Annotated in this window: 24 protein-coding genes; 14 read left to right on the top strand and 10 right to left on the bottom strand. The window is 66.5% G+C overall.

Annotated elements, in window-relative coordinates; all coding sequences use genetic code 11:
• Positions 1-61 precede the first annotated feature (61 nt).
• The 3 genes from Q0982_RS21205 to tpiA form a co-directional block, all read right to left on the bottom strand.
• Positions 62-1,687: a CTP synthase gene (locus Q0982_RS21205; RefSeq protein ID WP_299399456.1), complete on the bottom strand. Its 1,626-nt coding sequence runs from the start codon at positions 1,685-1,687 to the stop codon at positions 62-64.
• A 385-nt stretch (positions 1,688-2,072) separates the two neighbouring features.
• Complete coding sequence (gene secG, locus Q0982_RS21200; RefSeq protein WP_299399453.1) at positions 2,073-2,432, bottom strand: preprotein translocase subunit SecG; 360 nt, start codon at positions 2,430-2,432, stop codon at positions 2,073-2,075.
• 202 nt (positions 2,433-2,634) lie between these two features.
• Entirely contained in the window at positions 2,635-3,381 is a 747-nt protein-coding gene (gene tpiA, locus Q0982_RS21195; RefSeq protein ID WP_299399452.1) for a triose-phosphate isomerase, read from the bottom strand.
• A gap of 306 nt (positions 3,382-3,687) precedes the next feature.
• On the opposite strand from tpiA, the gene Q0982_RS21190 reads away from it, so the two are divergent.
• Genes Q0982_RS21190 through Q0982_RS21180 form a run of 3 tightly spaced genes read left to right on the top strand, consistent with a single transcriptional unit; the run spans position 3,688 to position 7,780 of the window.
• Complete coding sequence (locus Q0982_RS21190) at positions 3,688-5,574, top strand: SurA N-terminal domain-containing protein (protein WP_299399450.1); 1,887 nt, start codon at positions 3,688-3,690, stop codon at positions 5,572-5,574.
• Between the two features lie 8 nt (positions 5,575-5,582).
• Complete coding sequence (gene trpE / locus Q0982_RS21185) at positions 5,583-7,094, top strand: anthranilate synthase component I (protein WP_299399449.1); 1,512 nt, start codon at positions 5,583-5,585, stop codon at positions 7,092-7,094.
• A 35-nt stretch (positions 7,095-7,129) separates the two neighbouring features.
• Positions 7,130-7,780: a glutathione S-transferase family protein gene (locus Q0982_RS21180; protein ID WP_299399448.1), complete on the top strand. Its 651-nt coding sequence runs from the start codon at positions 7,130-7,132 to the stop codon at positions 7,778-7,780.
• 302 nt (positions 7,781-8,082) lie between these two features.
• Here Q0982_RS21180 and Q0982_RS21175 read toward each other — a convergent pair whose 3' ends face one another.
• Positions 8,083-8,865, bottom strand: coding sequence for a LysE family translocator (locus Q0982_RS21175; RefSeq protein ID WP_299399446.1), 783 nt, complete (start codon positions 8,863-8,865; stop codon positions 8,083-8,085).
• Between Q0982_RS21175 and Q0982_RS21170 the strand changes: the two genes are divergently transcribed.
• Both Q0982_RS21170 and Q0982_RS21165 read left to right on the top strand, forming a co-directional pair.
• Positions 8,842-9,594, top strand: coding sequence for an AraC family transcriptional regulator (locus tag Q0982_RS21170; RefSeq protein ID WP_299399445.1), 753 nt, complete (start codon positions 8,842-8,844; stop codon positions 9,592-9,594). The genes Q0982_RS21175 and Q0982_RS21170 overlap by 24 nt on opposite strands.
• Complete coding sequence (locus Q0982_RS21165) at positions 9,591-10,055, top strand: GNAT family N-acetyltransferase (protein WP_299399442.1); 465 nt, start codon at positions 9,591-9,593, stop codon at positions 10,053-10,055. Before Q0982_RS21170 ends, Q0982_RS21165 begins: the two co-directional genes overlap by 4 nt.
• On the opposite strand, the gene Q0982_RS21160 is transcribed toward Q0982_RS21165, so the two are convergent.
• Positions 10,052-11,554: an ATP-binding protein gene (locus tag Q0982_RS21160; RefSeq protein ID WP_299399439.1), complete on the bottom strand. Its 1,503-nt coding sequence runs from the start codon at positions 11,552-11,554 to the stop codon at positions 10,052-10,054. The genes Q0982_RS21165 and Q0982_RS21160 overlap by 4 nt on opposite strands.
• A 233-nt stretch (positions 11,555-11,787) precedes the next feature.
• Here Q0982_RS21160 and Q0982_RS21155 point away from each other — a divergent pair, with 233 nt between their 5' ends.
• Positions 11,788-12,531 (top strand): ABC transporter substrate-binding protein, encoded by a 744-nt coding sequence (locus tag Q0982_RS21155; RefSeq protein ID WP_299399437.1) that lies wholly within the window; start codon positions 11,788-11,790, stop codon positions 12,529-12,531.
• Between the two features lie 26 nt (positions 12,532-12,557).
• Here the strand turns inward: Q0982_RS21155 and Q0982_RS21150 are convergent, their stop codons facing one another.
• Together Q0982_RS21150 and cueR are read right to left on the bottom strand one after the other, a co-directional pair.
• Entirely contained in the window at positions 12,558-13,724 is a 1,167-nt protein-coding gene (locus Q0982_RS21150) for a divergent polysaccharide deacetylase family protein (protein WP_299399435.1), read from the bottom strand.
• A 109-nt stretch (positions 13,725-13,833) separates the two neighbouring features.
• Complete coding sequence (gene cueR / locus Q0982_RS21145) at positions 13,834-14,238, bottom strand: Cu(I)-responsive transcriptional regulator (RefSeq protein WP_299399432.1); 405 nt, start codon at positions 14,236-14,238, stop codon at positions 13,834-13,836.
• Positions 14,239-14,417: 179 nt separating this feature from the next.
• Between cueR and Q0982_RS21140 the strand changes: the two genes are divergently transcribed.
• The 6 genes from Q0982_RS21140 (at position 14,418) to lexA (ending at position 19,600) form a co-directional block, all read left to right on the top strand.
• Positions 14,418-15,005: an aminodeoxychorismate/anthranilate synthase component II gene (locus tag Q0982_RS21140; protein WP_299399429.1), complete on the top strand. Its 588-nt coding sequence runs from the start codon at positions 14,418-14,420 to the stop codon at positions 15,003-15,005.
• Between the two features lie 42 nt (positions 15,006-15,047).
• On the top strand, positions 15,048-16,085 hold the full coding sequence (trpD, locus tag Q0982_RS21135) for an anthranilate phosphoribosyltransferase (protein ID WP_299399426.1): 1,038 nt from the start codon (positions 15,048-15,050) through the stop codon (positions 16,083-16,085).
• Positions 16,082-16,915, top strand: a complete 834-nt coding sequence (gene trpC / locus Q0982_RS21130; protein WP_299399424.1) for an indole-3-glycerol phosphate synthase TrpC — start codon at positions 16,082-16,084, stop codon at positions 16,913-16,915. Before trpD ends, trpC begins: the two co-directional genes overlap by 4 nt.
• A 10-nt stretch (positions 16,916-16,925) precedes the next feature.
• The gene (moaC, locus tag Q0982_RS21125; RefSeq protein ID WP_299399421.1) at positions 16,926-17,402 is read left to right on the top strand and encodes a cyclic pyranopterin monophosphate synthase MoaC; all 477 of its coding nucleotides are present in this window, start codon (positions 16,926-16,928) and stop codon (positions 17,400-17,402) included.
• Positions 17,402-18,616, top strand: a complete 1,215-nt coding sequence (glp, locus tag Q0982_RS21120) for a gephyrin-like molybdotransferase Glp (protein WP_299399419.1) — start codon at positions 17,402-17,404, stop codon at positions 18,614-18,616. The genes moaC and glp overlap by 1 nt, the downstream gene beginning before the upstream one ends.
• Before the next feature lie 219 nt (positions 18,617-18,835).
• A complete protein-coding gene (gene lexA, locus Q0982_RS21115; RefSeq protein WP_299399416.1) occupies positions 18,836-19,600 on the top strand; it encodes a transcriptional repressor LexA in 765 nt (254 codons plus the stop codon).
• A gap of 3 nt (positions 19,601-19,603) precedes the next feature.
• Here the strand turns inward: lexA and Q0982_RS21110 are convergent, their stop codons facing one another.
• On the bottom strand, positions 19,604-21,799 hold the full coding sequence (locus tag Q0982_RS21110; RefSeq protein ID WP_299399414.1) for a ComEC/Rec2 family competence protein: 2,196 nt from the start codon (positions 21,797-21,799) through the stop codon (positions 19,604-19,606).
• A gap of 190 nt (positions 21,800-21,989) precedes the next feature.
• Here Q0982_RS21110 and gltX point away from each other — a divergent pair, with 190 nt between their 5' ends.
• Together gltX and Q0982_RS21100 are read left to right on the top strand one after the other, a co-directional pair.
• Positions 21,990-23,411, top strand: a complete 1,422-nt coding sequence (gene gltX / locus Q0982_RS21105) for a glutamate--tRNA ligase (RefSeq protein WP_299399411.1) — start codon at positions 21,990-21,992, stop codon at positions 23,409-23,411.
• 96 nt (positions 23,412-23,507) lie between these two features.
• Entirely contained in the window at positions 23,508-24,824 is a 1,317-nt protein-coding gene (locus Q0982_RS21100) for a citrate synthase (protein WP_299399408.1), read from the top strand.
• A gap of 41 nt (positions 24,825-24,865) precedes the next feature.
• Here Q0982_RS21100 and lpxB read toward each other — a convergent pair whose 3' ends face one another.
• Both lpxB and Q0982_RS21090 read right to left on the bottom strand, forming a co-directional pair.
• A complete protein-coding gene (gene lpxB, locus Q0982_RS21095; protein ID WP_299399406.1) occupies positions 24,866-26,065 on the bottom strand; it encodes a lipid-A-disaccharide synthase in 1,200 nt (399 codons plus the stop codon).
• The coding region (locus Q0982_RS21090; protein WP_299399403.1) for an LpxI family protein at positions 26,062-26,837 on the bottom strand (776 nt) is incomplete at its 5' end. The genes lpxB and Q0982_RS21090, both read right to left, overlap by 4 nt.

The raw sequence follows: 26,837 nt of genomic DNA, 5'->3' as shown, positions 1-26,837 counted from the left end.
GAGAAGTCGCCGGTAGGGGCCGCTTACCGGCCGAGCCTTAAACGGAGCCTTAGCAGGTGCCTTAGACCAGACGCGACTGCTCCACCGCGGCCTCGACGAACGAGGTGAACAAGGGATGCGGAGCGAAAGGCTTCGACTTCAGCTCCGGGTGGAACTGCACGCCGACAAACCAGGGATGGTCCGGCAGTTCGACGATCTCCGGCAATTCGCCGTCCGGTGACAGGCCGGAGAACAACAGGCCCGCCTGCTCCAGCTTTTCGCGGTAGTTGATGTTCACTTCATAGCGGTGCCGATGGCGCTCGCTGATCGAGTCCGCGCCGTAGATGGACCGAACCCGGCTGTTGTCGTTCAGCAGGCAGGGATAGGCGCCCAGGCGCATGGTCCCCCCCAGGTCGCTCCGGCTGTTGCGCCGCTCGATCTCGTTGCCGCGCGACCATTCCGTCATCAGGCCGACCACGGGATCCGCCGGCTGTCCGAACTCGGTCGAGCCCGCCTGTGGCAGGCCAGCCAGATTGCGGGCCGCTTCGATCACGGCCATCTGCATGCCAAAGCAGATGCCGAAATAAGGCACCTGGTGTTCCCGGGCAAAGCGCGCCGCAGCGATCTTGCCCTCCGCGCCGCGCTCGCCAAAGCCGCCCGGCACCAGGATACCGTGCACGCCTTCCAGCTGCTGTGTCGTCCCCTCCCGCTCGAAGATCTCGGAGTCCAGCCAGGAGACCTTGACCCGCACGTTGTTGGCGATGCCGCCGTGTGTGAGAGATTCCGCCAGGGATTTGTAGGCGTCCAGAAGGCTCACATACTTGCCGACAACGCCAATGGTGACTTCCCCGTCCGGCTCGTCGACGCGCGTCATCACCTGGTCCCAGGACTCCAGCGTCGGCTGCCCGACCTCCAGGCCGAAGTGGCGGCAGACTTCGTCGTCAAGGCCCTCTTCGTGATAGGCGCGCGGGACGGCGTAGATGGAACGCACATCCAGGGCGGGGATGACCGCCTCCTCGCGCACGTTGCAGAACAGCGCGATCTTGCGGCGCTCGTCCTTGGGGATCTCGCGTTCGCTGCGGCAGACCAGGATGTCGGGCTTGATACCGACGGACTGCAGTTCCTTGACGGAGTGCTGTGTCGGTTTGGTCTTCAGCTCGCCGGCGGCAGCGATGTAGGGGATCAGCGTACAGTGAAGGAAGAGACTGCGTTCCCGGCCCAACTGGTTGCCCAGCTGGCGGATCGCCTCTAGGAACGGCAGGCCCTCGATGTCGCCGACGGTGCCGCCGATCTCGCAGATCACGAAATCCTCGTCGGCCAGATCGCCGAGAACGAAGGCCTTGATGGCGTCGGTGACGTGGGGGATCACCTGGACGGTCGCGCCCAGGTAGTCGCCGCGCCGTTCCCGTGCCAGAACGTCGGAATAGATTTGCCCGGTCGTCACATTGTCGCTCTTGCGTGCCGGCACGCCGGTGAAGCGCTCGTAGTGGCCGAGGTCGAGATCGGTTTCGGCCCCGTCATCGGTGACGTAGACCTCGCCGTGCTGATAGGGCGACATGGTTCCCGGATCCACGTTCAGGTAGGGATCGAGCTTTCTCAGCCGAACCTTGAACCCGCGAGCCTGGAGAAGCGCTCCAAGCGCTGCGGAACAGAGACCTTTTCCGAGGGAGGAAACCACGCCGCCGGTGATGAAGATGAACCGCGCCATGGGCCAACACTATTGAACGATCAGAGAGCGGGAAGCAAGTCTCGCCGGAGAGAAGTTTTCACTTTGTCCTGGCCGCGGCCCTGACAGTGCCGCAGGGCCTGAAAACCGCGGGCCGCTGCCGAACGGCGGCACCCATGCAACAAAGCTGAAAACCGTTTCTGGGCGCCGTGCGGATCGGCGCGCGCGCAAAGCGCCATGGAGTCGCACCTCGGCATGCCTCGATCAGCGCGGCGGCGTTCCCGGGATCGTTGCCGGGATCGTTCCGGGGGCCGGTCCCGGGAAGGTTCGGATCGGAGCCTTTTCGTCGCAGCCACAGCCGGCCAGCTTTGGCGAAACGCCGGCTCCGGTCTGTTGTCAGGGCAGGTCTTTTGCTGGGTCGGGTCTTCTACTGGGTCGGTACCGAGGGCTCGGTCGGTGCCGCAGGCTCTGCCGGGGCAACCGGCGTGGACATGCCGCCGTGTCCTGCCGCGGGGTCGTCGAAGATCGAGCGCTGCCCGCTGTCGCCGCCGGCCAGGATGGTCAGGACGATGCTGCTGGCCATGAAGCAGGCCGCCAGGATGGCCGTCGTCCTGGTCAGCAGGTTGGCGGTTCCGCGGCCGGTCAGAAAGCCACCCATGCCCCCGGGGCCGCCGCCGCCACCGCCGCCGCCGATCCCCAGACCGCCGCCTTCGCTGCGCTGAAGCAGCACCACCCCGATCAGGGCCAAGGCGATCAGAATGTGGATGACCAGGAGTACGTTTTCCATATCGCTTGCTCGCTGAAACCAGCGCCTTCGAATTCCAGTGTTCGGCGAGGGCCCGGCAGCCAGGGGCCCGCGGCGGCTCTGCCGCCTTAGCCCAATGGGCAGACGTCCGAATTGCCGGCTATGTAATGGCTTCCGGCCCGAAAAACCAGCAAAAAAGCCGGCTGTGCCGCAGCACTCCAGGCTGGCCCGGGCAATCGTGACCCTACGGACAGGCACCGGCAATGGCCAGGAAATCTGCGGCTTTGAGGCTGGCGCCACCGACCAGCGCACCGTTGACGTTCTCCTGGGCCAGGAGTTCGCCCGCGTTGCCGGGCTTCACCGAGCCGCCATAGAGGATGCGCACTTGCTCGACCCCCTCGCCCACCAGGCCGCCAAGGACCTTGCGCACCTCGGCGTGCACCTCCGCCACATCGCCCGGCGTCGCGGTCCGCCCGGTGCCGATGGCCCAAACCGGCTCGTACGCCACGACCAGCCGCTCGGCGGCCATGCCAACCGGGACCGAGCCCTTCAACTGGCGCGCAATGACGCCGAGAGCCTGACCGGCCGAACGCTCCTCCAGGGTCTCCCCGACGCAGACGATGGGAACCAGACCGGCAGCCAGGGCCGCCTCGGCCTTCGCCCGCACCAGGGCGTTGTCTTCGCCATGGTCGGCCCGCCGCTCAGAATGGCCAACAACCACGTAGCCGCAACCGAGGTCGCGGAGCATGCCGGCCGAAACATCACCGGTGTGGGCGCCCGCCGCGGCCGTATGGCAGTCCTGCCCGCCAAGCCGCACGATGCCCTGGCCGAGGGCATCACCGACAGCCGAGAGATGCACGAACGGCGGGCAGACCAGCAGCTCGCAGGACAGACTGCGCCCGTCCACGCCGCCGAGCACCTCCTGCGCCAGGGATCGGGCCTCGGCCAGCGTGCCGTTCATCTTCCAGTTTCCAGCGATCAGCGGCGTCATTCCCCAAGACCCCCATTCCACGGCTGTGTGCTTTTTTGCGGGAGGTTGTCCTAACACAGGCGCTGGCGCCCGGCCAATCCCCGGGCACCAGTCCCCAGGCGCCGATCCCCAGGCGCCGATCCCCGGGCGCCGATCCCTGGCTATCGATGGCGGTCGCATGCAGCCGCCGCCCGCACCGCTTCAAGTGTCTGAGAAGAGCCGGATTTGCCTGTTGCCCGCCTGGGGGCGGGTTTCTAAACTGCCGCCGCTTTCACAGCCGCCGAAACCCGAGCATACGGCCCCCAACGGAAGACCCAGGCGCAAGCGATGAAAAACCAGAAGCTTATCGTCAAGATCGTGATGTTCCCCCTGTTCGCACTGTTGATTCTCAGCTTTGCGGTCTGGGGCATCGGCGACATCTTCCGGCCCCAGGGTCACAACCAGAGCATCGCAGCGGTGGGCGACACGCTGATCGACCAGCGCAGCTTCAGCCAGGAGCTATCCCGCGAGATCGCCACCATGAGCCAGCGCTTCGGGACTCAGCTCACCCCCGAACAGGCGCGGGCCTTCGGCATTCCGCAGCAGGTGCTCAACCGCATGATCAGCCGGGCGCTGCTCGACGAGGCGGCGAACGAACTGGGCCTGATGATCACCGAAGAGCAGATGCGTTCGCAGATCCTGGACAACCCGACCTTCCAGGGCCCGACCGGGGACTTCGACCGCAACCGCTTTGCCCAGGCCCTCCAGTTCAGCGGGATGAGCGAAGCGCAGTTTCTGGCCATCCTTTCCGGCGACACCAAGCGCCAGCAGCTGACCCAGGCGGTGACGGAGGCGGCGGTCGCGCCGCAGAGCATCACCGAACGCCTCTTCGCCTACCGCGAGGAGCGACGCATCGCCGACTATCTGATCATCCCGAATGACAGCCTGGGCGAACCGGGTGAGCCGGACGAGGCGGCGGTCCAGGAGACCTATGAAAGCGCTTCGGGCAGCTTCATGACCCCGGACTACAAGGAGATCACCCTGGTCCACCTGCGTGTCGCCGATGCGATGCAGGGGATCGCGGTGTCCGAAGAGGTGCTGCTCGAGGAGTTTGAGGCACGCCGCGACGAGCTCTCCCAGCCCGAGCGGCGCGATGTGGTCCAGGCCGTGCTGCCGGACGAAGCCGCCGCTCAGGCTCTGGTCGACCGGCTTGTGGAGGGGGCTGACTTTGCCGCAGCGGCTGAGGCCGCGACGGGCCGCGCCCCGGTCTCTCTGGGGTTCATCCCGCAGTCGGCTCTGCCGGCCGAACTCGGCGGTCCGGTCTTCGAACTGGAGCCCGGCAGGCCGAGCGCGCCGATCCAGAGTCCGCTCGGCTGGCACGTTGCGGTCGTCAACGAGGTTGAGGAAGGCCAGGAGGCCGAGCTCGAAGATCTCCGTGGCCGGCTCAGCGAGGAGATCGCGCAGGCCCAGGCGATCGACCTCGTCATTGAGCAGGCCAACCGCTACGACGAGGCCATTGCCGGCGGCATCGCCATCGAAGACGCAGCCGCGACCCTTGGGATCGAGGCGCGCCGGATCGATGCCATCGACAGCCAGGGCCGCAACACCGCCGGCAACCTGGTCGAAAGACTGCCCGCCCTCGACGAGTTTCTCGAGCTCCTCCGCACCACGGCTATCGGCGACACCAGCCTGCTGACGGAGACTCTGGACGGCGACTATTTCATTCTGCGTGTCGACGGTGAAATCCCGGCGGAGCTGCGCCCGCTCGAGGAGGTCCGCGACGATGTCGTCAGCCTCTGGAAGGCACGCGAACTCGGCCGCATGGGCCAGGAGAAAGCCGAGGCGGTGGCCGATCGGCTGCGCAACGGCGAGGACTTCGCTGCCGTGGCGGAGGCCGAAGGGCTGCCGCTGCAGCGGACGGAAACCATCACCCGCTTTGAAACCGACCCCGCGCGCACGCCCGCGCCCGCGCTCTCGCAGCAGCTCTTCGAGGTCGCGGCGGGCGAAGTCACGCTGGTTCCGATGCCGGGAAGCCAGATCGTTGCGCGTCTCGTCGAGGTCCAGGGTGCGGAAGCAGAAGGTCAGGACGCGCGCCTCGAGCAGCTTTCCGACCAGCTTGCCGGGTCGATCCGGGACGACATCTTTCAGCAGTTTCTGGCATCGCTGGAAAGCGAGCTGGACGTCACGGTCAATCAGCGCCTGATCGACGAGACGCTCACCGGCGCGGCCTATTAGACCGCGCCATGCAGACGATACCCGACTTTACCGCCTTCGAGGCGGGCTACGCGGCTGGCCGGGCGCAGGTCGTCCAGACCGTCCTGATCGCCGATCTTGAAACCCCCGTCTCCGCCTTCCTGAAGCTTGCCGAGGGCAAGGCAAACTCATTCCTCTTCGAGTCCGTCGAGGGCGGATCGATTATCGGGCGCTACTCCTTTCTCGGCATGCGCCCGGACCTGATCTGGCGTTGCCAGGGCGAGCGGGCCGAGATCAACCGCCAGGCGCGTTTTGACCCGGACGGCTTCGTGCCGCTCGACGCGCCGGTGCTGGAGAGCCTGCGCGCCCTCATCGACGAAAGCCGTATCGACCTGCCGGAAGGGTTGCCGCCGATGGCTTCCGGCCTGTTCGGTTACATGGGCTACGATACCGTACGGCTGATGGAAGAGCTGCCGGACGACAACCCGCAGCCCCTGGATCTGCCTGACGGCATGTTCATCCGCCCCACGGTCATCGCCGTCTTCGACCGCGTGGAGGACCAGGTGACCCTCTTCACTCCGGTTTGGCCGCGCGGCGATGTTTCGGCCCGGGCGGCCTATGCCCAGGCCTGCGAGCGCCTCGCCGACGTGGCGCAGGACTTCGAGCGGGCCCTGCCCCAGCGCCGCGACGTCATCGCCGAGCTGGACAGCCTGCCGGAGCCCGCGTCCAACATGACCCGCGAGGCTTTCCACGCCATGGTCGCCAAAGCCAAGGAGTACATCCTGGCCGGCGACATCTTCCAGGCGGTGCTGTCCCAGCGGTTCTCCCTGCCCTTCAAGCTGCCGCCCTTCGCGCTCTATCGCGCGCTGCGGCGGCTCAATCCCTCGCCCTTCCTGGTCTTCATCGACTTCGGTGGCTTTGCCATCGTCGCCTCGAGCCCCGAGATCCTGGTTCGCCTTCGCGACGACAGCGTGACCATCCGGCCCATCGCCGGCACCCGGCCGCGCGGCGCCAACGCCGAGGAGGACCGCGCGCTGTCCGAGGAGCTGCTGGCCGACCCCAAGGAGCTGGCCGAGCACCTGATGCTGCTGGATCTCGGGCGCAACGACGTTGGCCGTGTTGCCGAAATCGGCAGCGTGAAGGTCACCGAGAAGATGGTGATCGAGCTCTACAGCCACGTCATGCACATCGTCTCCAACGTCGAAGGCCGCATCGCCGAGGGCAAGGACGCCATGGACGCCCTGATCGCCGGATTTCCGGCCGGCACCGTCTCCGGCGCGCCCAAGGTCCGGGCCATGGAGATCATCGACGAACTGGAGCCGGAGCGCCGCGGCGTCTACGGCGGCTGCGTCGGCTACTTCGGCGCCGGCGGGTCCATGGACACCTGCATCGCGCTGAGGACCGCCGTCGTGAAGGACGAGGTGATGCACATCCAGGCCGGCGGCGGCATCGTCGCCGACAGCGTGCCGGAAGCGGAGTACCAGGAGAGCTGGAACAAGGCCCGTGCCCTGCTGCGCTCGGCCGAGGAAGCCGTGCGTTTCGCGGCGCGGCGGGGGAACTAGCGCGCCATAGCCGGCCTGCTGCGAAAGGGTCTGTGATGGCCGATCTGACGCTCTGGGGAAGGATCTCCTCCTGCAACGTGCAGAAGGCGGTCTGGGTGCTCGAGGAGTTGGGTCTTCCTTATCGGCGGATCGATGCCGGCGGTGAATTCGGCGGCCTCGACGATCCGGCCTACCGGGCCATGAACCCGCACGGCAAGGTGCCGACCCTGCGCGACGGCAAGACGGTGGTCTGGGAGAGCGATGCCATCATCCGCTACCTCGCCGCCCGCCATGGCAACGGCGGCCTCTGGTCGGCGGACCCGGCGCAGCGGGCCGCTGTCGATCAGTGGCTGGCCTGGGCCAACGCCACGCTCTACCGGGACTGGATCGACCTCTTCTGGATGCGCGTGCGCACGCCCGAGGAGGATCAGGACCCGGTGGGGATCGAGGCCCGCCGCACTCGTACCGCCGAGCGGCTTGCGCTTCTGGACCGCGAGCTTGCCGGGCGCCCCTGGCTTGCCGGTGCGGACTTCAGCCTGGCCGACGTCGGCGCCGGCATGACCCTCTACCGCTGGTACCACATGCCGATCGAACGCCCGAAGCTGCCGAATCTGGCCGCCTGGTACGAGCGGCTGCAGGCGCGGCCGGCCTATGTCACAGCCGTTTGCATCCCCTTCGACGACCTGGCAGGCCGCCTAGCCTATTGATTGTATTTATATAATTGTAACGTTCGGTGGATTTTTCTTGCCGCCTGCCGCGAATCAGGGCGATAGTCGCAGTCCTGTTTCAACAGCTGAAAGGAGGTGATCCAATGTCTCATGAGATTTCGGTGAAGTCTGAAGGCCTTGGATGTTCAATGGGTTTGACGGAGCAGCCTTCGTTCGACGCATGACACCTTCGGAGCGGGACCCCGTTTCGGGGCCCTAAGACTCACCAGCTCATGGGGGGCCGCAGCGATGCGGCCCCTTTCATTTTGATCGCCATGCGACCGAGCATCCCACGCGGTCCATCAGCGGATCATCCAGATCACAGAGGCGGCCAGCAGCCCGCCCATGGCCATATTGAACGCGCGTCTTTGCCGGCCTTTCTTCAGGACCTGCTGCATCACCGCCCCAAAGCTGAGCCAGGCCAGACAGCACGGGAGCGCCGCCGTCAGGAAGACGAGCGTCAGGGTAAGCGCAGCCAGCCCCGCGTTTGAAGCAACAGGGTCCAAAAAGGTCGCCGCCGCACTGGCCGACACAAGCCAGGACTTCGGGTTCACCCATTGAAGGGCCGCGGCGGGCCAGAATCCGAAGGCGCGGAGCGGTTGCTCCCCGGACTGCGGGCCGGCTGTGGCGATCTTGAAGGCCAGCCAGAGCAGGAATGCTGTGCCACCCCAACGGAGCATCTCAAGGGCTCTCGGACTGTCGAGCAGAAATCCGCCAAGCCCGAAGGCGACCAGGAAGAGCATCAAGCCCATGCTGAGGCCGACGCCGAACACCGTTCGCAGACCACGCACTATCCCCAGGTTGGCGCCCGCGGCCGTCAGGAGGACGTTGCTGGGACCGGGTGTGCCGGCAGCAACGAGAGAGAACACAAAGGCTGCAAGGGCCTGTTCGGTTTGCATGACGCGGCCATCCAAAGACGCAGCAAGAACGATTAGACTGACGGTATGACTGACGAGCCAATCAGATCGGCCGGTCGGGGTCTTGAACGTCCGTGCAGCGACCGTCTGAAGGTCGTCGCAGCAGCCCCGGGTCTTGAGCTGGTTGAGGCGCGGTTCACCGGGATGGCCTATGCCCGGCACCGCCACGATACCTACATGGTCTGCCGGACCCTGCTGGGCGTGCAGGCCTTTTCCTATCGGGGCGTCGAGGAACGCAGCCTTGGTGGGAAGATCGTCGTTCTCCACCCCGACGAAGCCCACGATGGGCGGGCCGGCACCGAAGCCGGCTTCGCCTATCGGGGGGCCTATCTGAACCCGGTGGAGATAGCCGAAGCGGCTGAGGCGCTCACCGGAAGGCCCGGCCCCTTGCCCTTTGTTCGGCAAGCGGTGACGCAGTCGTCGCCCCTCGCGGCGGCCTTGCGGGAAGCCTTTCAGGAACATACGGCTCCGCTGGCACTGGACGGCCTGATGCTTTCATTTGCCGCCGGACTGATGGCGCTCGATGGCCGTCCGGCCGACCGCCTTCAACCGCGGCGTCTTGATCATTCAGCGCTGAAGCGCGCCCGCGAGTTGCTGGACGCCGAGTTCCCCCGCACCATTCGCTCCGACGAGCTGGAGCGAGCCACCGGGCTGAGCCGCTTCGTGCTCGCCAGACAGTTCCGGGCGTTCACCGGCACCAGCCCTCACCGCTATCAGGTCATGCGCCGGCTGGCCTTCGCACGCCGCCGCCTCCACGACGGCGTACCGGCAGCCGCAGCGGCGGCTGAAGCCGGCTTTGCCGATCAGGCCCATCTTGTCCGCTGGTTCAAGTCCGCCTATGGATTGACCCCGGCGCGGTTTGCCGCATTGGGCAGGACCGACCAGCCGAGGACATGAGTACGCCGGCCATCTGCCACCTCTTCGAGCTGCCAATCCATCGTGCCCGGATTGCAGATTGGATCTACGAGGCTTTCTGGGCTGGGCGGCCCGGCTATTCGCCTGCTCACTTCGAAGCCCTGCTGGCTGACGCCAGGGACCCGGACCGCATACCCCTGTCCCTCCTCGCGACCACCGAAGGCCGACCGGTAGGGACGGTCAATCTGATCGTCTGCGACGACGACAGCCGCCCGCAGCTCACGCCCTGGCTGGCTGCGCTTTACGTCGCCCCGGAGCTCCGCGGTCAGGGCATCGGCACAGCGCTGGTGCAACGCCTCTTCGGCGAGGCGGCCCGCATCGGGTGCCGGGAGCTTTACCTGGGGACCGAAATCCCGGCGTTCTACAAGGCGCTGGGGGCGGAGATCCACGAAGGCGTGAGGCCCGGCTTTTGGATCATGCGCCGGGCGTTGGAAGCAGGCTAGGCCAGACGCCTCTGGCGGAGTGCACGTTCCGGCGGAAAGCTCACCGTCACCGTCGTGCCCTCGCCAAGGGCGCTCTCGATCGTCATGGCGCCGCCGAACAGCTTCATGAAATTGTCGCAGAGATGCAGGCCGAGGCCCGTACCCTTGTGCTCCCGGGCGCGTGGGTTATGGGCCTGCTCGAAGGGCTTGAGGGCTTTCTTGACGCCCTCGCTGGTCATGCCGATCCCATTGTCCGAGACACTGAGAAAGACGCGGTCGCTGTCATCGCACCAGGACCTCACCTGGATGAGGCCGCCTTCGGGCGTGAATTTGACCGCATTCGAGAGCAGGTTGTTGAGGATTTGCGTCAGCACCCTCTCGTCACCTCTGAGAACGGGTACTTTCCCGTCGACCTCGGCTTTCAGCCGGTGGCCGGCAGCCTCGGCGCCGGCGGCGACCTGGCGGATGCAGCTTTCGATGAGGGCGCGCATGTCGACCGGTTCCTCCACCAGCTCGTACTTGCCCGCCTCCACCTTCGAGATATCGAGCAGGTCGTTGATGAGGCTGATCAGCAGCGATCCGCTGTGGTGGATGTCTTCGATGTACTCGTCATAGCGCGGGTCGCCCAGGGGGCCGAAGGCATGCGCGCGCATCATCTCGCTGAAGCCCAGGATGGCGTTCAGCGGGGTGCGCAGGTCGTGGCTCATGTTGGCCAGAAACTCAGTCTTGGCCCGGTTCGCTTCGACCGCCTGCTGGCGCGCTCGCTCCAGCTCCGCCGTCCGCTCGGTGACGCGCTGTTCCAGATTGGCGTTGGCGCGGCGCAGTTCCCGCTCCACCTGTTCGACGCGCAAGCCCTTTTGCCGCAGCCGCTCCAGCGCCTCGGCCATCCGGCTGACCTCATCATCGCGGCCGCGCTCCGGAACCGGCGTGTCGAAGGCCCCCTCGCCGATCCGGATCATCGCTGCCGTGACCCGAGATAGCGGACCTGAGATCAGGTTTATCCCAAGAAAGACCACAACGGCTGTGATCACCGCCAGGGTGGCCGCCGTGGTCGCATCGTTGCGCACCACGCTCCAGACAGTCGAAGAGACGCCGGCGGTCGAAACCCAAAGAAAAAGCGTTCCGACCCGTTCGCCGCCCTCAGCCGTGATAGTGCGATCGAAGACCAGATAGTCGCCGGCGACCTGCGGATCGAAGGTGTCGACCAGCACCTCGGCCAGCTTCTCACCCTGATTGTCGAAGACGCGGGCTCCGGTGATGGCACCGGTGGCCGCCAGACGATCCAGCCGCTGCTGAACCATTTCGTAGTCGTAGTCCCACAAGGGGTCCGAGAGGGTGTCGCCGAAGACGCTGGTAAGGACCTGGGATTCCGCTTTCAGGTCGTTGAGCTGTCGCGTTGCCTGGTCGCGGCCCGACAATGCCGTGCCCAGCATCGACACCAGCACCACTGTCGCCAGCACCGTTACCACGATCCGGTTCCGGATCGAATTGCCCGGAAGTTTCAGACGCTTGAGCTGCATGCTCTCGACGACGGCCTCAGACTTTCCCCTTATGGCACTGCGGTTTTGTCTACATCTTTTCTTTACCACCGCGCCCCATGGGCAACGGTATCCGTCTTCTCTTAAGTAACCATTTACGCGTATCCCGTAGTTTCTAATCACGCCAACGGTGTGTACTTGCCTTTACTCAACTCAGTAGAGGGGTCAGAAGCGCGCGCCGGCCGGAGCAAGAGACGCTTACCTGGAGAGACGTCATGATGCGGATGTCCAAGGCCTTTGCCGCGGTTGCTATGCTCTCAGCCTTTGTTCTCGGCCCGGGTCTGCTTGCCGGTGGCCAGGCCAAGGCCAGCGAAGTTCTTCAGCTGACGACCGAGCAGTACGCTCCCTTCAACTTTGAGCAGGACGGCGAGATCGCCGGGCTTGGCGCCGATCAGGTCCGGGAGATCATGCGCAGAACAGGCATCGCCTACGAGATGACGCTGTTGCCCTGGTCGCGGGCCATCGGCCTGGCCGGCAGCCAGCCGATGACCTGCGTCTTCACGACCGCCCACACCGTGGACCGCGATCAGCGCTTCAAATGGGTGGAGCCCCTGCTGCTCGAGCGCACGCTGCTGATCCGCGCCGCCGGGTCAGGCATCAACCCCCAGGACGTCGAGAGCGCGACCGGCTATCGCACCGGCACGCAGACCGGCGACTACACCGTTGAGCTGCTGCGCAACGCCGGATTCAACGACATCGATCTGGCGCGCGATCTGGATCTCACCCTGCGCAAGCTCTTGAACGGCCGGGTGGACCTTATGGCGGTCTCGGAATCCTACTTCCACCAGCTGCAGCGTAACGGCGCTCCGGTGGAGGACGTGGCCGTGCTCTACGAGCAGGTCTTCTCCATCGCCTGTTCGCCGCAGACCCCCGATGACATCGTGGCACGCATGCAAGCCGCCCTCACCGCCATGATCGAAGACGGCACCCAGGCGGAAATCCACTCCCGCTACAACTAGGCTGCGGCAGCTGCGCGCGGGCGGCGTCAGCCGTCGCCGCTGCGGCGCCCGGCCACCGCCAGCCGATGCCGTACCACCGCAGAGATCGGAACCAGGACAAAGCCCCTGGCCCGCATCTCCGGGATCCAGGCCGCGAGCGCCTCAACCGTCGCCGGATGGGGATGCCCGATGCCGACAGCATAGCCACGGTCCCGTGCGACCTGCTCGAGCAGCGCAAGCTGCCGCTCGATTGCCAGGCGGTTCTTGGGCTCGTTGTCCAGAAAGACGTCCCGCTCCGCGAACGGCACGCCGGCACGCCGCGCCAGGCTGCCGGCCACGGACTCCTTGGCCGTCAGGGAGTCGAGAAACAGAAGTCCCCGCGCCTTCAATTCAGCCATTACCATGGCCATGCCTTCGGGCGAGGCGGTAAAGCGGCTGCCCATGTGATTGTTGATCCCGACGTAGCCCTCGAAGCGATCGAGGCCCCAGGCCAGGCGCTGCGCCAGCTCCGCCGCCGGCAAGCCTTCGGCCAGGACGTTGGGGCCGGGATCAATGTCGGGATTGCGCGGCTGCATGGGCACATGGAGCATCAGCTCGTGCCCCGCCGCCCTTGCCGCGGCAGTCATGTCCGGCAGGCCCTCCGCATAGGTCATGAAGGCAAGCGTCAGCGGCCCCGGGAGCGCAATGGCCCGCCGCGCATTGCGCCGGTTCACACCGATGTCGTCGAGGACGATGGCCACCATCGGCCGACCGGCGTCGGGAGCGGTCGCCACGGCGTGAAGCTGCCATGCTGCTGGTTCGGTAAGGCTTCGGTCGCTGCTGAAAGCCGGCGGCAGCGCCGCCCTCTCATCGACATCCGCTTGTTCTTCCGCGCGTGCTGCCGGCTCTTCCTCGGCGGCACGCTGGAAGGCCGCCTCCAGCGCCTCCCGGTCGACGGCGTCTTCCCAGGCGGCGGGCGGCCTGCCGTCCGCTGGCACGGGCGCCAAACGGGCCTCTCCCCGCTCTTGCGCCGGTGTGGCGTCCGCCGCTTGGTCGGTGAGCGACGGAGTACCGCTGTCGGGTCCATGGCTGCCGAGGAGGCCGCTGCGGTCGAGGACCACGCCCGCGACCCCGCCGACCACGATGCCAATGCAGAGCAGACCCGCCACGGCGGCGATGTTCCAGGCGGCGTCGCTCCGGCGGGCTTGGGGCGGTTTCGAATCGTTTCGGACCATGGCCGGCGGACCCTAACACGGCATGGTTAACGAAGCTCTGGTTTAACCCAGCTCTGGGCTAACGAAGCCCGAGGGTGACGGCGCTCTGGCCAAGGTGGGCCGGGCCTGGCTAGTCCGAAGTCTCCCGGGTCCCTGCCAGGCCATTAAGGATCGGGCAGTCCGGCCGCTGATCACCATGGCAGCGGCGCATGAGATCGTTGAGGGTGGCCCGCATCTCAGTCAGCTCCGCGATCTTGCGGTCGATGTCGGTGACCCGGCGCCGGGCCAGAGCCTTCACTTCGGCGCTGCTCCGCGCCCGGTCCTGCCAGAGCGCGAGCAGGCTGCCCACGTCCTCCACCGAAAACCCAAGGCTGCGGGCCCGCTGGACGAAACGCAGGGTCTCGACGTCGCTCTGGCTGTAGACACGGTAGCCGGCCGCCGTCCGCTCCGCGGCCGTGATCAGCCCGACCGACTCGTAGTAGCGGATAGTCTTCGCCGGAACCCCCGACTGGCGGGCGGCAGCACCGATGTTCATGGGAGCCTCCTGACGGCCGAATTCCTTACCGATCTGTCTCCGCCCATCCTAGGCAATCCTTCCAGCTGCTGGAAGCTGCAATGAAGGCATCTGACCGCTTTCCGATGGCTTGGGCGACCTGCTATAAGAAGAGCCAAAGAGCAAGGCGATCACTCAGGGAAGCGGCGCAAGCATCTGAAATGTTTTTGCTAATCGATAACTACGACAGCTTCACCTACAACCTCTACCATTTCCTGGGAGAGCTGGGTGCGACGATCGAGGTGCGGCGCAATGACAAGGTCAGCGTCGCCGAAGCCCTCGCCCTTCAGCCTCAGGGGATCATTCTGTCCCCGGGTCCCTGCGACCCCGACCGCGCGGGCATCTGCCTGGATCTGGTCAAGGCAGCCGCCGGCACGCTGCCGGTCCTCGGTGTCTGCCTCGGCCACCAGGCTATCGGACAGGTCTTTGGCGCCGCGGTGGTGCGCGCACCGGAGCCGATGCACGGCAAGCTGAGCGCCATCACGCACAAGGGCCAGGGCGTCTTCGCGGGCCTTCCCTCGCCACTGACCGGCACACGCTACCATTCGCTGACCCTAGATCCGGGGAGCTTCCCGCACGACACGCTGGAGGTCACGGCGGAGACGGAAGACGGAGTCATCATGGGGCTGCAGCACCGCGAACTGCCGCTTCACGGCGTTCAGTTTCATCCCGAGAGCATCGCTTCGGAGCAGGGCCATGCGCTGCTGCGCAACTTCCTGGGCCTTGCCGACCAGGCCGTCGCTGCCTGACGGCGGCCCGCGGCCCTTTCCGATGCGTTACAGGATCCCGGCATGAGCGGCAGTCCCCAGATCTTCAAGGATCTCATCGCCAAGGCAGCGGCCGGCCAGAGCCTGAGCCGCAGCGAGGCGGAGGCCGCCTTCGATATCATGATGTCCGGCGACGCCACCCCGGCGCAGATGGGCGGCTTCCTGATGGCGCTTCGGGTGCGCGGCGAGACGGTGGAGGAGATCACCGGGGCCGCCACCGTGATGCGGTCGAAGATGACCACCATCGAGCGCCCTGAGGGTGCCATCGACATCTGCGGTACCGGCGGCGACGGCAGCGGCACCTACAACATCTCGACTGCCAGCCAGTTCGTCGTCGCGGCCTGCGGTGTGCCGGTCGCCAAGCACGGCAACCGCGCCGCCTCCTCCAAGAGCGGCGCCAGCGATGTCCTGGAAGCGCTCGGGGTCAACATCGAAGCCGACTTCCGTCTTGTGGAGCGGGCCCTTGCGGAGGTGGGGACCTGCTTTCTTATGGCCCAGCGTCACCACAGCGCCATGCGCCACGTCGGCCCGAGCCGCGCAGAACTGGGCACGCGCACCCTGTTCAATCTTCTGGGGCCACTCTCAAACCCGGCCAAGGTCCGCCGCCAATTGATCGGCGTCTTTGCGCCGGAGTGGATCGTTCCTCTGGCAGAAGTGCTGCGCGACCTGGGCCACGAGCGTGCCTGGGTGGTCCACGGCGCTGGCGGCCTGGACGAGGTCTCGACCCTCGGACCGACCCAGGTTGCCGAGCTCAAGGACGGCAAAGTCTCCACCTTTGAAATCAGCCCGGCCGACGCCGGCCTGCCCACCGCGACCCTGGACCAGATCGTCGGCGGCGACCGCGATTACAACGCCGCCAAGCTGCGCGGGCTGCTTTTGGGTGAGCCCGGCGCCTATCGCGATATTGTGGTGCTGGGCAGCGCCGCAGCGCTGATCGTGGCCGGACGCGCCGGCGACCTGAAGGAAGGCGCTGCCATGGCCGCCGAGGCGATCGACGAAGGTGCGGCCATGAAGGTGCTGGAGGGCCTAGTGCGGGTGACCAACGAGGAGGTATCGCCATGACCGTGGCTGCGACGGCGGCGGGCGGCGACGTTCTGCAACGCATCTGCGCCGACAAACGGGAGCACATCGCGTCCGCAAAGCGGGCTGTAAGCCTCGCGGAGCTGGAAAGCCGCGCGCGGGCCGCCGAAGCGCCGCGCGGCTTTCGCCAGGCCCTGGAACGCAAGGCGTCAGAGGGCCGCTTCGCCCTTATCTGCGAGATCAAGAAAGCCTCGCCGAGCAAGGGCTTGATCCGCGCAGACTTTGACCCGCCCCGCCTCGCCGAGGCCTATCGCGCCGGTGGCGCCGCCTGCCTCTCCATCCTGACCGACGCACCCTACTTCCAGGGATCGGACGCCTTCCTTCAGGCGGCGCGGGCGGCGGTCGCCCTGCCCTGCCTGCGCAAGGATTTCATGCTGGACCCCTACCAGATCGTCGAGTCCCGCGCTCTGGGTGCCGACTGCATCCTGCTCATCATGGCCGCCCTCGGCGACGATCAGGCCGCCGAACTGGAAGCCGCCGCGCTGGACCTGGGGATGGACGTTCTGATCGAGGTTCACGACGGCGCGGAACTGGAGCGCGCGCTCAAGCTACGCTCGCCGCTGCTGGGCATCAACAACCGCAACCTGAAGACCCTGACGGTCGATCTTGCTACGACAGAGGCCCTGGCTCCGAGCCTGCCGCCAGATCGTCTGCTGGTCGCCGAAAGCGGCCTTTATGCGCCCGCGGACCTGCAGCGCATGGCCAAGGCCGGCGCCCGGGCCTTTCTGATCGGCGAATCCCTGATGCGTCAGGACGACGTGACCGCTGCCACCGCCGCCCTCGCGGAGGCCCCTCTCGAGCCCGGCGCCTAGGCTGCGGACGATGGGCGGCTTCACCCACTTCGACGCAGACGGCAAGGCCGTGATGGTCGATGTCTCCGACAAGGACGTGACGGAACGCGTTGCCGTTGCCAAGGGTTCGATCGTGATGCAGCCGGAGACCCTGGCGCGGATCCGCGACGGCGCCGTGGAAAAGGGCGACGTGCTTTCCGTAGCGCGCCTGGCCGGGATCATGGGGGCCAAGAGGACACCGGATCTGATCCCGCTCTGCCACCCTCTGGCCCTGACCTCGGTCACTCTCGACCTCACTTTGGACGAGGCCCGCTCGGCCGTCGACATCACCGCGCGCTGCAAGCTCAAGGGCCGGACGGGGGTGGAGATGGAGGCGCTGACGGCGGTCAGCGTGGCTGCGCTCACGGTCTACGACATGTGCAAGGCGGTGGACCGCGGCATGCGTATCACCGACGTTCGCTTGGTTCGCAAAGAAGGCGGCAAATCAGGACTCTACGAGGCTTCTTGATGATCTCCGTCGAAGAAGCCTTGGGCCGCATTCTCGACCACTTCCAGCCGCTACCGGCGGAAACCGTCAGCGTGAATGAGGCCTATGGCCGGGTGCTGGCGGAAGATATCCACGCGCGCCTGACGCAGCCGCCCAAGGCCGTTTCGGCAATGGACGGCTATGCCGTGCAGGCCGCCGATGTGGCACGGGTGCCGGCCGATCTCACGGTGATCGGGGCCGCCCCGGCGGGGAACCCTTTCGGCGGCCGGGTCGGGCCCGGCGAGGCGGTGCGCATCTTCACCGGGGCGCTGCTGCCCGACGGGGCCGATGCCATCGTCATTCAGGAGGATACCGAAGCGTCCGGCGACACCGTAACGGTGAAGGAAAGCTGCGCAGAGGGACACTACGTGCGGCCTGCCGGCCTGGATTTCAAAGAAGGCGACCCGGGACCGCGCGCCGGCCGGGCCCTCACCGCCCGCGACGTCGGGCTGATCGCGGCGATGAACCATCCCTGGGTGCCGGTCCGCCGACGGCCCCGCGTTGCCATCCTTTCCACCGGCGACGAAGTGGTGATGCCCGGGGAACCCCTGAAGCCGGGACAGATCGTCAGCTCCAATGGCATCGCACTCTCGGCTTTTGTTCGGGCCTGCGGGGGCGAACCGATCCAACTGGGAATCGCGCCGGACCGCAGCGACCAACTCGGCGCTTTGGCCGCGGGCGCCAAGGGTGCGGACCTGCTGCTCACTGCCGGCGGCGCTTCGGTCGGTGAGCACGATCTCGTGCAGACCGCGCTTCAGAAGGAAGGGCTGGAGCTCGATTTCTGGCGCATTGCCATGCGGCCGGGCAAGCCCTTGATGTTCGGCCGGCTGGGTGAAACCCCGATGCTGGGCCTGCCCGGCAATCCCGTCTCGGCCCTGGTCTGCGCCACCCTCTTCGCGCGCCCGGCGCTGCACCGCCTGCAGGGGCGGCGTGAGCCTGCACATCCGGTGGAACCCATGGTTCTGGGCGCGGATCTCCGGGCCAACGACCGCAGGCAGGACTACCTGAGGGCCACGATCTCCACTGACGGCGAAGGCCGCAAGGTCGCCACCCCCTACGTCACCCAGGATTCGTCGATGCTGGCGATGCTGGCGGCAGCTGACGGGCTGATCCTGCGGCCGCCGCAAGCTGCCGAGGCGGCGCAGGGTAGCCTCGTCCCGGTGCTGGAACTCCGCAGTCTGGCGGAGGGGCTTTAGGGCGTTAGATCGCTGCACGCCGGGCACGACCGGCCGGGACCGCACTTGCTATCTTTTTGCAACCATAGATATCGTGCGCTACCTCATAGGTAGTTCTCGCGACAAATTTCTTGACCACAAAAAGGAACCAAACTAGAACATGTGCTGAGGTTTTTGTTTTGTTCCATATCTTGTGTCGTGACCGGTGCCGCAGACGACACCCTGAGGGTCTTGCAGCAAATGCTAACGAAAAAGCAGCACGAGCTACTTCTGTTCATCCACGGGCATCTCCAGCGCCATGGCGTCTCGCCCTCCTTCGACGAGATGAAGGATGCGCTGGCGCTGAAGTCGAAGTCGGGCATCCATCGCCTGATCACCGGCCTGGAGGAGCGCGGCTTCATCAAGCGCCTGCCGCATCGGGCCCGGGCGGTCGAAGTGACGCGCCTGCCGGAGGATCTGGGCACCGCGCCGCAGGTGGCGAGCAGCCAGCCTGCGCTCGACCAGACGGGTATGGATCATGCCGGACCGGTCATCGGAAACCCGAAACCGGGCTTTGCGCCGCGGGTGATCCAGGGGGACTTCTCCGGCTCCCTGCCCGGCGCCCAACCCGCCAACGACAGCGAAGCCCTGCAGCTGCCGCTCTACGGCCGTATCGCCGCGGGTACGCCCATCGAGGCCCTGCGGGACTACTCCACCCATGTCGACGTGCCCTCGGCGATGATCGGCACCGGCGAACACTACGCCCTGGAGGTCGATGGTGACTCCATGGTGGATGCCGGCATTCTGGACGGCGACACGGTTTTGATCGAGCGCTGCGATTCCGCCGACAACGGGGCCATCGTGGTGGCTTTGATCGACAAGGAAGAGGCGACCCTGAAGCGCCTGCGCCGCAAGGGCGGCGCCATCGCCCTCGAGCCGGCCAACCAGGCTTACGAGACCCGCATCTTCCCGCCGGAGCGGGTCACCATCCAGGGGCGCCTCGTCGGCCTGCTGCGCCGCTACTGACGTCTACCTTTCTGAGCGCTGACGGTCTTTGAGGGCCGACCAAGGCCGCAGGCCCTGCGTCTCCAGCACGGTGGTCCGGCGCAGGTTACCGCCGTCCAGCCAAAAGGCCTGGGCGCCCTCCCGCCAGAGGTCAAAGCGGTCGATGACCACCTGCGGGCCGCCGCAGGCCTGGCGTCTGAGAGGCTCCAGGCTGACCACGACATCGGCCACCGCACAGTCCGCGCCAAGGCCGCGCGGATCCCAGGAGATGGCCAGCAGCGTCCCTTCTCTGCGATAGAGGCAGCCCAGCGGATCGCAGTGGAGCGCCCCCTCCGCCGCCTGCCCTGCCCCGGGCCAGCGGATAACTTCCCGGGCGTAGCTGCCGCGCTGCCAGGAGTCCATCACGAAGCGGTTGCCACGGCGGTCGGCCACCCAAAGGCGGCGCTCGCCGTCGCGCAGGGCGGCCAGCCGGCCGTCGCCGCTGACCAGCAGGTCCGGCGGCTGGAAAAGCGCCGGCGACAGCGCGCCGGCGATCGCCAGCGGCAGGCCCCAGACCCGCCATGACCCACGCCAGAGGCAGAGCCAGAGCCCGCCCAGGGTCACGCAGACGAGTCCCCACAGCGGCATCGGGGGTACCGGCGCCAGGGCCGCCGGGAGTCCGGCAACCCAGGCTGCGATGAACAGCAGCGCCTCGATACCCCAGCCCATGGGGACGAACCCCAGCGCCTCAAGCCCGAAAGGCATCAGAAGCATGCCGATCACGGCCGCGGGCATTATGACAAAGGCCGTCAAAGGGACGGCGACGAGGTTGGCCAGCAGGCCGAAGGCGGCCAGCCGCTGGAAATGAAAGGCGGCAAAGGCACTGGTCGCGAGGATCGCCACCAGAGAGGTCAGCGCGATCCCCAGCACATAGAGGGCCAGCCGGCCCGCCAGGCGCCGGCGCATCTCCAGCGAAGCGGGAGACCGCTCCCAGCCCTCGTAGACGCTGACGAGGGCGACGACGGCAGCAAACGACATCTGGAAACTTGCGGAGACCAGGCTCTCGGGGGCGACCACCAGGACGGCAAGGGCCGCCCAGGCGACCAGCCGCAGCGAGATCGCGCGCCGGTCCAGAAGCACCGCCAGCAGGACGATGGAGACCATGATGAACGCGCGCTGGGCCGGGATGGTAAAGCCGACAAGGCAGAGATAGAGCAGCCCCCCGAGGCCGGCGGCGACGGCCGCCCACTTTTTGATCGGCCTGCGCAGCGCCAGTCCAGGGATCAGGGCAAGGCCCGCCCGTACCGCAAAGAACAGCAGGCCGGTCACGAGCCCCATGTGCAGCCCGGAGATCGCCAGCAGATGGGCAAGCCCCGCGGCCCGCATGTTCTCGCGGGTCTCCTCTGCAAGGGCCGAGCGCTGCCCCGTTACCAGGGCGGCAGCAACCGCGCCGGACTGGCCCGGCAGATGGCTTTGGATCCGCGCGGCGATGCGTTGGCGGGCGTCCGCCCAGAACAGACTCCAGCGCTGCCTCAGGCTTCCTGCCCGATGAGGTTCGAGCGCAGGATCCGCGTCGACACTGCGCACCGGGCCGAGCGCGAAGCCGATCCCACCCAACTGCTGGAAGTAGGCCTGACGGGCGAAATCGAAGCTCCCGGGCATCGTGGGTGCCGAAGGCGGCCGTAACCTGGCGCGCAGGGTCACCAGGTCACCTGGACTCAGCCCGTCATCGGTCGTGACGGCGGTGACGCGGATCCGCGCCGGCAGGTTCTCCGCCGCGAGGCCTGCCATGGCCAGGGGCCTCAGCAGGAGGCGACGGCCGCTTGGCCTGGTCTCGAGTTCAAGCACTTCGCCGGTGAGCTGGGCGGGACCCCAGGACCCTTCCAACCGCGGCGCCTCGACCCAGGCGCTGCGCAGTTGGGCCGTCGCAAAGCCGATGCAAACCATCGTCAGGGCCAGGACCATGAGACGCGCCCCAGCGGCACCGCGGCAGCGCCAGAGGAGCGAAAGCGCCGCAAGGCTGAGTCCCGGACCGATCCAAAGCGCAGGTTCCTGTCCTGCAGCGAAGTAGAGCGAGATGCCGAGGGCAAAGAACACGGGAAGCCAGAGAATCCAGCGCCCGCGCTCCGCCAGCAGAGCCGCGTGAGCAGCGGCGAGAAGGCGTTGCCAGCCACGCCAGGATGCAAAATCCCTCCAGGACGCGTCCCACGGCGCATTGCGCGCTTGGCCGATAGGCTCCACTGGCTTCCCCTGCCTGCTCCCTGCCCTGCCGCCGTGTGAACGGATTGCGATTATAGACCCTGGCCGGGAACACGCAAAAAGGGAGTCGCCGCGGCTTCGGTCGGGGCAGAACTGCCCGTTTGGACTGCCCGGGCCGCTGTGCTAAACCCCGGCCCACAGTTTCCATCGTTTCGGACCCAACCCCGCAGATATGAACGCAGCCCCTTCGTCCGTCGTGACGCGCTTCGCGCCTTCGCCCACCGGCTTCCTCCACATCGGCGGAGCCCGGACCGCCCTCTTCAACTGGCTGTTCGCCCGGCATCACGGCGGCAAGTTCCGGCTTCGGATCGAGGACACAGACCGCAAGCGCTCCACCCAGGAGGCCATCGACGCCATCCTGGACGGCATGCGCTGGCTGGGGTTGGACTGGGACGACGACGTGGTGTTCCAGTTCTCCCGGGCCGAACACCACGCGGAGCTTGCCCGCCGGCTGCTCGCCGACGGCAAGGCCTACCGTTGCTATGCCTCGCCGGAGGAGCTGGAGGAGATGCGCGCCCTTGCACGTGCCGAGGGCCGCCCGATGCGCTACGACGGCCGCTGGCGCGACCGCGACCCGGCGGAGGCGCCGCCCGGCGTCGACCCGGTGATTCGCCTGAAAATGCCGCAAGCCGGAGAGACCGAGATCGAGGACCTGGTCCAAGGCCCGGTGACCGTTGCCAACGACCAGCTGGACGACATGGTGCTGCTGCGCGCAGACGGCACCCCGACCTATATGCTTTCCGTCGTGGTCGACGATCATGACATGGGCGTCACGCACGTGATCCGCGGTGACGACCACCTGACCAACGCATTCCGGCAGACGCAGCTCTACCGCGCCCTGGGCTGGGAGCCGCCGGCCTTCGCCCACATCCCGCTCATCCATGGTGCGGACGGCGCGAAGCTTTCCAAGCGACACGGCGCGCTCGGCGTCGAAGCTTACCGCGACATGGGCTACCTGCCGGCGGCTCTGCGCAACTACCTGCTGCGCCTCGGCTGGGGGCATGGCGACGACGAGATCATCTCCACCGAGCAGGCCATCGGCTGGTTCGATCTGGACGGCGTCGGAAAGTCGCCGGCCCGCTTCGACTTCGTGAAGCTGGACAACCTCAATGGCGTCTACATGCGCGAGACGGACACTGCGGTGCTGCTCGACGCCGTGCGGCCGATCATCGAAGCGAAGATGGAGCGGAAGCTCTCGACGGCCGCGGCCGCGCGTCTTGAGCGCGGCATGGAGGGATTGCGCGCCCGGGCAAAGAATTTGGTGGAACTGGCCGAAAATGCTATGTTCTACGTGATCGATCGGCCGCTTCCGCTGAATGCCAAGGCCGAGAAGATCCTCAAAGATGAAGCGCGACAGCGGCTGGGCCGTCTCCAGGCGGCTCTGAGCGTGATCGAGGAATGGAGCGAACCCGCACTGGAATCCGCGGTACGCGCTTTCGTTGAGTCGGAGGGGTGCAAACTGGGCGATGCGGCACAGCCGCTTCGTGCTGCCCTTTCCGGGTCGAATACCTCACCCGGGATCTTTGAGGTTATGGACATCCTGGGGCGCGAGGAGTGCCTCGCCCGGATCGCCGATCAGGCCTGCACGGCCTAGGTCCCTTGCTGCACCGCGGCAATTGATTGAAGGGCGCAGTTTCTCTATGCTCCCGGCCAAACGAGTACACCTACTGAACGTCATGGGGATGGGAAGATGAACGATGTAGCGCGCGACAGCAGTACCAACCAAACCGTCACCGTGACCGACAATTCCACCGGCAAAAGCGTGGAACTTCCGATCCTCGGCGGAACCGTTGGGCCTCGTGCCATTGACGTGCGCCGGCTCTATGCGGAGACCGGCTGCTTCACATATGACCCGGGCTTTACTTCAACGGCAAGTTGTGAATCCGCCATCACCTACATTGACGGCGAAGCCGGCATTCTGATGCACCGCGGTTACATGATCGAGGACCTGGCCGAGCACAGCGACTTTATGGACGTCTGCTATCTGCTGCTGCACGGCGAGCTTCCGAAGGCCGAAGAAAAGGACGCCTTCGAGCACTCGATCACCTACCACACCATGCTGCATGAGCAGATGAACTACTTCTACCGCGGCTTCCGGCGGGACTCCCATCCCATGGCGATCATGGTGGGCGTGGTCGGTGCCATGTCGGCGTTCTATCACGACTCAACGGACATCAGCGATCCGCACCAGCGCATGGTCGCCTCCCACCGGCTCATCGCCAAGATGCCGACCATTGCGGCCATGGCCTACAAGTTCTCCATCGGCCAGCCCTTCGTCTATCCGCGCAACGATCTGAACTACGCCGAGAACTTCCTCAACATGGTGTTCTCGGTTCCTTGCGAGGAATACAAGATCAGCCCGGTGCTGGCCCGCGCGATGGACCGGATTTTCATCCTCCATGCCGACCACGAGCAGAACGCGTCGACCTCCACGGTGCGCATCTCCGGCTCCAGCAACGCGAACCCCTTCGCCTGCATCGCCGCGGGCATCGCTTCGCTTTGGGGGCCGGCCCATGGCGGAGCCAACGAAGCCGTGCTGCAGATGCTGCAGGAGATCGGCAGCAAGGACCGCATTCCCGAGTTCATCGAGCGCGCCAAGGACCGCGACGATCCCTTCCGCCTGATGGGCTTCGGTCACCGGGTCTACAAAAACTACGACCCGCGCGCCAAGGTGATGCAGAAGTCCTGCCACGAGGTTCTCGGCGAATTGGGGGTCAAGGACCCGCTTCTGGACATTGCCATGGAGCTGGAGCGCATCGCACTGGAGGACGAGTACTTCGCCGAGAAGAAGCTCTTCCCCAACGTCGACTTCTATTCCGGCATCATCCTGAAAGCCATGGGCTTCCCGACGACCATGTTCACGGTGCTCTTCGCGCTGGCGCGCACGGTCGGCTGGGTCGCGCAGTGGCGGGAGATGATCGAGGATCCGAGCCAGCGGATCAGCCGTCCGCGGCAGCTCTACAACGGCCACACCGAACGCAAGTACGTTCCGCTCGACCAGCGCTAGGCGGACCGGCACGCATCAGAGGGGCGCTTGGACCTTCGTGTCTAGGCGCCCTTTTCCTTTTGCGGCAGAAGGGCCAGCACTTCGCGGGCCGCACAGAGGCTTGGGCTCTCACCCGATGCGGGCTGAAGGGCCCGCACCACCTCGAGGCAGGCTTCGCGCTGAGCATGGCGGGCTGCGGGATCGCTCAACAGGCGATCGATTTCATCGAGAATCTTGTCGGTCCTGCAGTCGCGCTGCAGAAGCTCCGGCTGCACCATTCGGTCGGCCATGATGTTGACCAGGCTCGCATAGGGCACGTCCAGCCATCGGAACGGCAGCAAGCCGGTGATCCCGCTCAGCCGGTAGGCGATGACCGTCGGAACGCCGGCCACCGCCAGTTCGAGTGCGACGGTGCCCGACGCGGCAATGGCCGCCTGCGCAAGGGCGAAGGCGCGGCGCTTAGCCTCCATGCCCCGCGTCACCTGCACGGGAACCGGCCAGGATGCCGTTGCCTCCCGCACCACGGCGTCCACCGTCTCGACCGTGGGCATCACGACCCGGAGGCCCGGGTGCTTGCGAGCCAAGGCCGCAACGGTCTGCTCAAAGACCGGCAGCAGCTTGCGCACCTCGCCCTTGCGGCTGCCGGGGAGAACGGCGAGCAGCGGTCCCTCACCCGGCGCCGCAGGGCGGTCCGCCAGACGTTCACTCTCGCCGGCCGCCCCCTCCACGGCGGCATGGCCGACAAAGCGCGCGCGCAGGCCGTGAACCTCGAAGAGCGGCGGTTCGAACGGAAGCAAGGCCAGAACTGCGTCCAGGTAGCGCGCCATGCGCCTGGCGCGCCCGGCTTTCCAGGCCCAGACCTGGGGCGCCACGTAGTGGACCAGTGGCATACCGGCACCCTTCAGGCGCTGAGCGACTTCCAAGGTAAACGACGGCGAGTCGATGGTTACCACGATGTCGGGGCGCTGCGCGCGGACCGCGGCGACGGTCTGGCGTATGCGTTTGACGATATGGAGAACATGGGGCAGCACCTCGAGGAAGCCCATGACCGCAAACTCCTGGATCGGAAACAGGCTCTGCAGGCCTTCGCGCGTCATTTCCTCGCCGCCGATACCGGCAAAGCGCACTACTCCGCCGCGCTCGGCCTTGATCGCTGTCATCAGGCGGGCGCCCAGAACGTCTCCCGAAGGCTCCCCGGCGATCAGGAAGATCAGCGGACCTGCATTCCCGCCGGGACCGTGTCCATCCTCTGACGCAGTCATGCCGGCCGGTCGATCCCGACCAGAAAGAGTCCGGCGCGGTCGGCGGCGCGGGTAACCGCATCGGTGTCGATCACCAGCGTGTGGCCGGCTTCGATGGCGATGCCGCGCAGGCCTGCCGCAGCGGCGCCCTCGACCGTCTTGACGCCAACCGTCGGGAGATCCGCCCGCCGCTCCTGCCCCGGCTTGCTGAGCTTGACCAGGACTCCTCCCGGGCCATTGCGCTTCAACGGCCCGCAGCGTTCCAGCAGGGCGTCGGTTCCCTCGATTGCTTCTACGCCCAAAACAATGCCGTCCTGGATGACGGTCGCCTGCCCGACATCGGCTGCCCCCATCGCCTGAAGAACCGCTACCCCGCGGGCAATGTCGGCCTCGGCCTGCGTATCCGGCACAAGGCGGCCGTAGGGCCCCTTGACGGCAAGCAGATCTCCCATCAACTCATCCACGCCGCGGACGGTGAAGCCCTCCTGCTCCAGCGTCTTGACCAGAGCCCCCAGCAAGCCGTCGTCGCCGAGGCTGTTGAACTTGAGCTTTGTCAGGGCCTTCAGGGTGTAGCCGTCCGGCCGCAGTTCGGACAGCGATGGGCGTTTGACGGGCCCGATCAGGACCAGTTCGACCACGCCGGCACTGCGGAAGGCATCCATGGCCCGTTTGGTCTGGCCCAGCTTGACCCAAAGATGATCGACGCCGTCTAACGTGGACGGTTCGGTATTGCTCTCGACAGCCACCACAAAGACGCCGCGGCCCTGTGACTGACAGTGCTCAATCAGCCGGC

Source organism: Pelagibius sp. (assembly GCF_028281305.1).
In the GTDB taxonomy this organism is placed as follows: domain Bacteria; phylum Pseudomonadota; class Alphaproteobacteria; order Kiloniellales; family Kiloniellaceae; genus Pelagibius.
The sequence above is the reverse complement of the archived record's forward strand: the minus strand, read 5'-3'. Positions and strand labels throughout refer to the sequence as shown.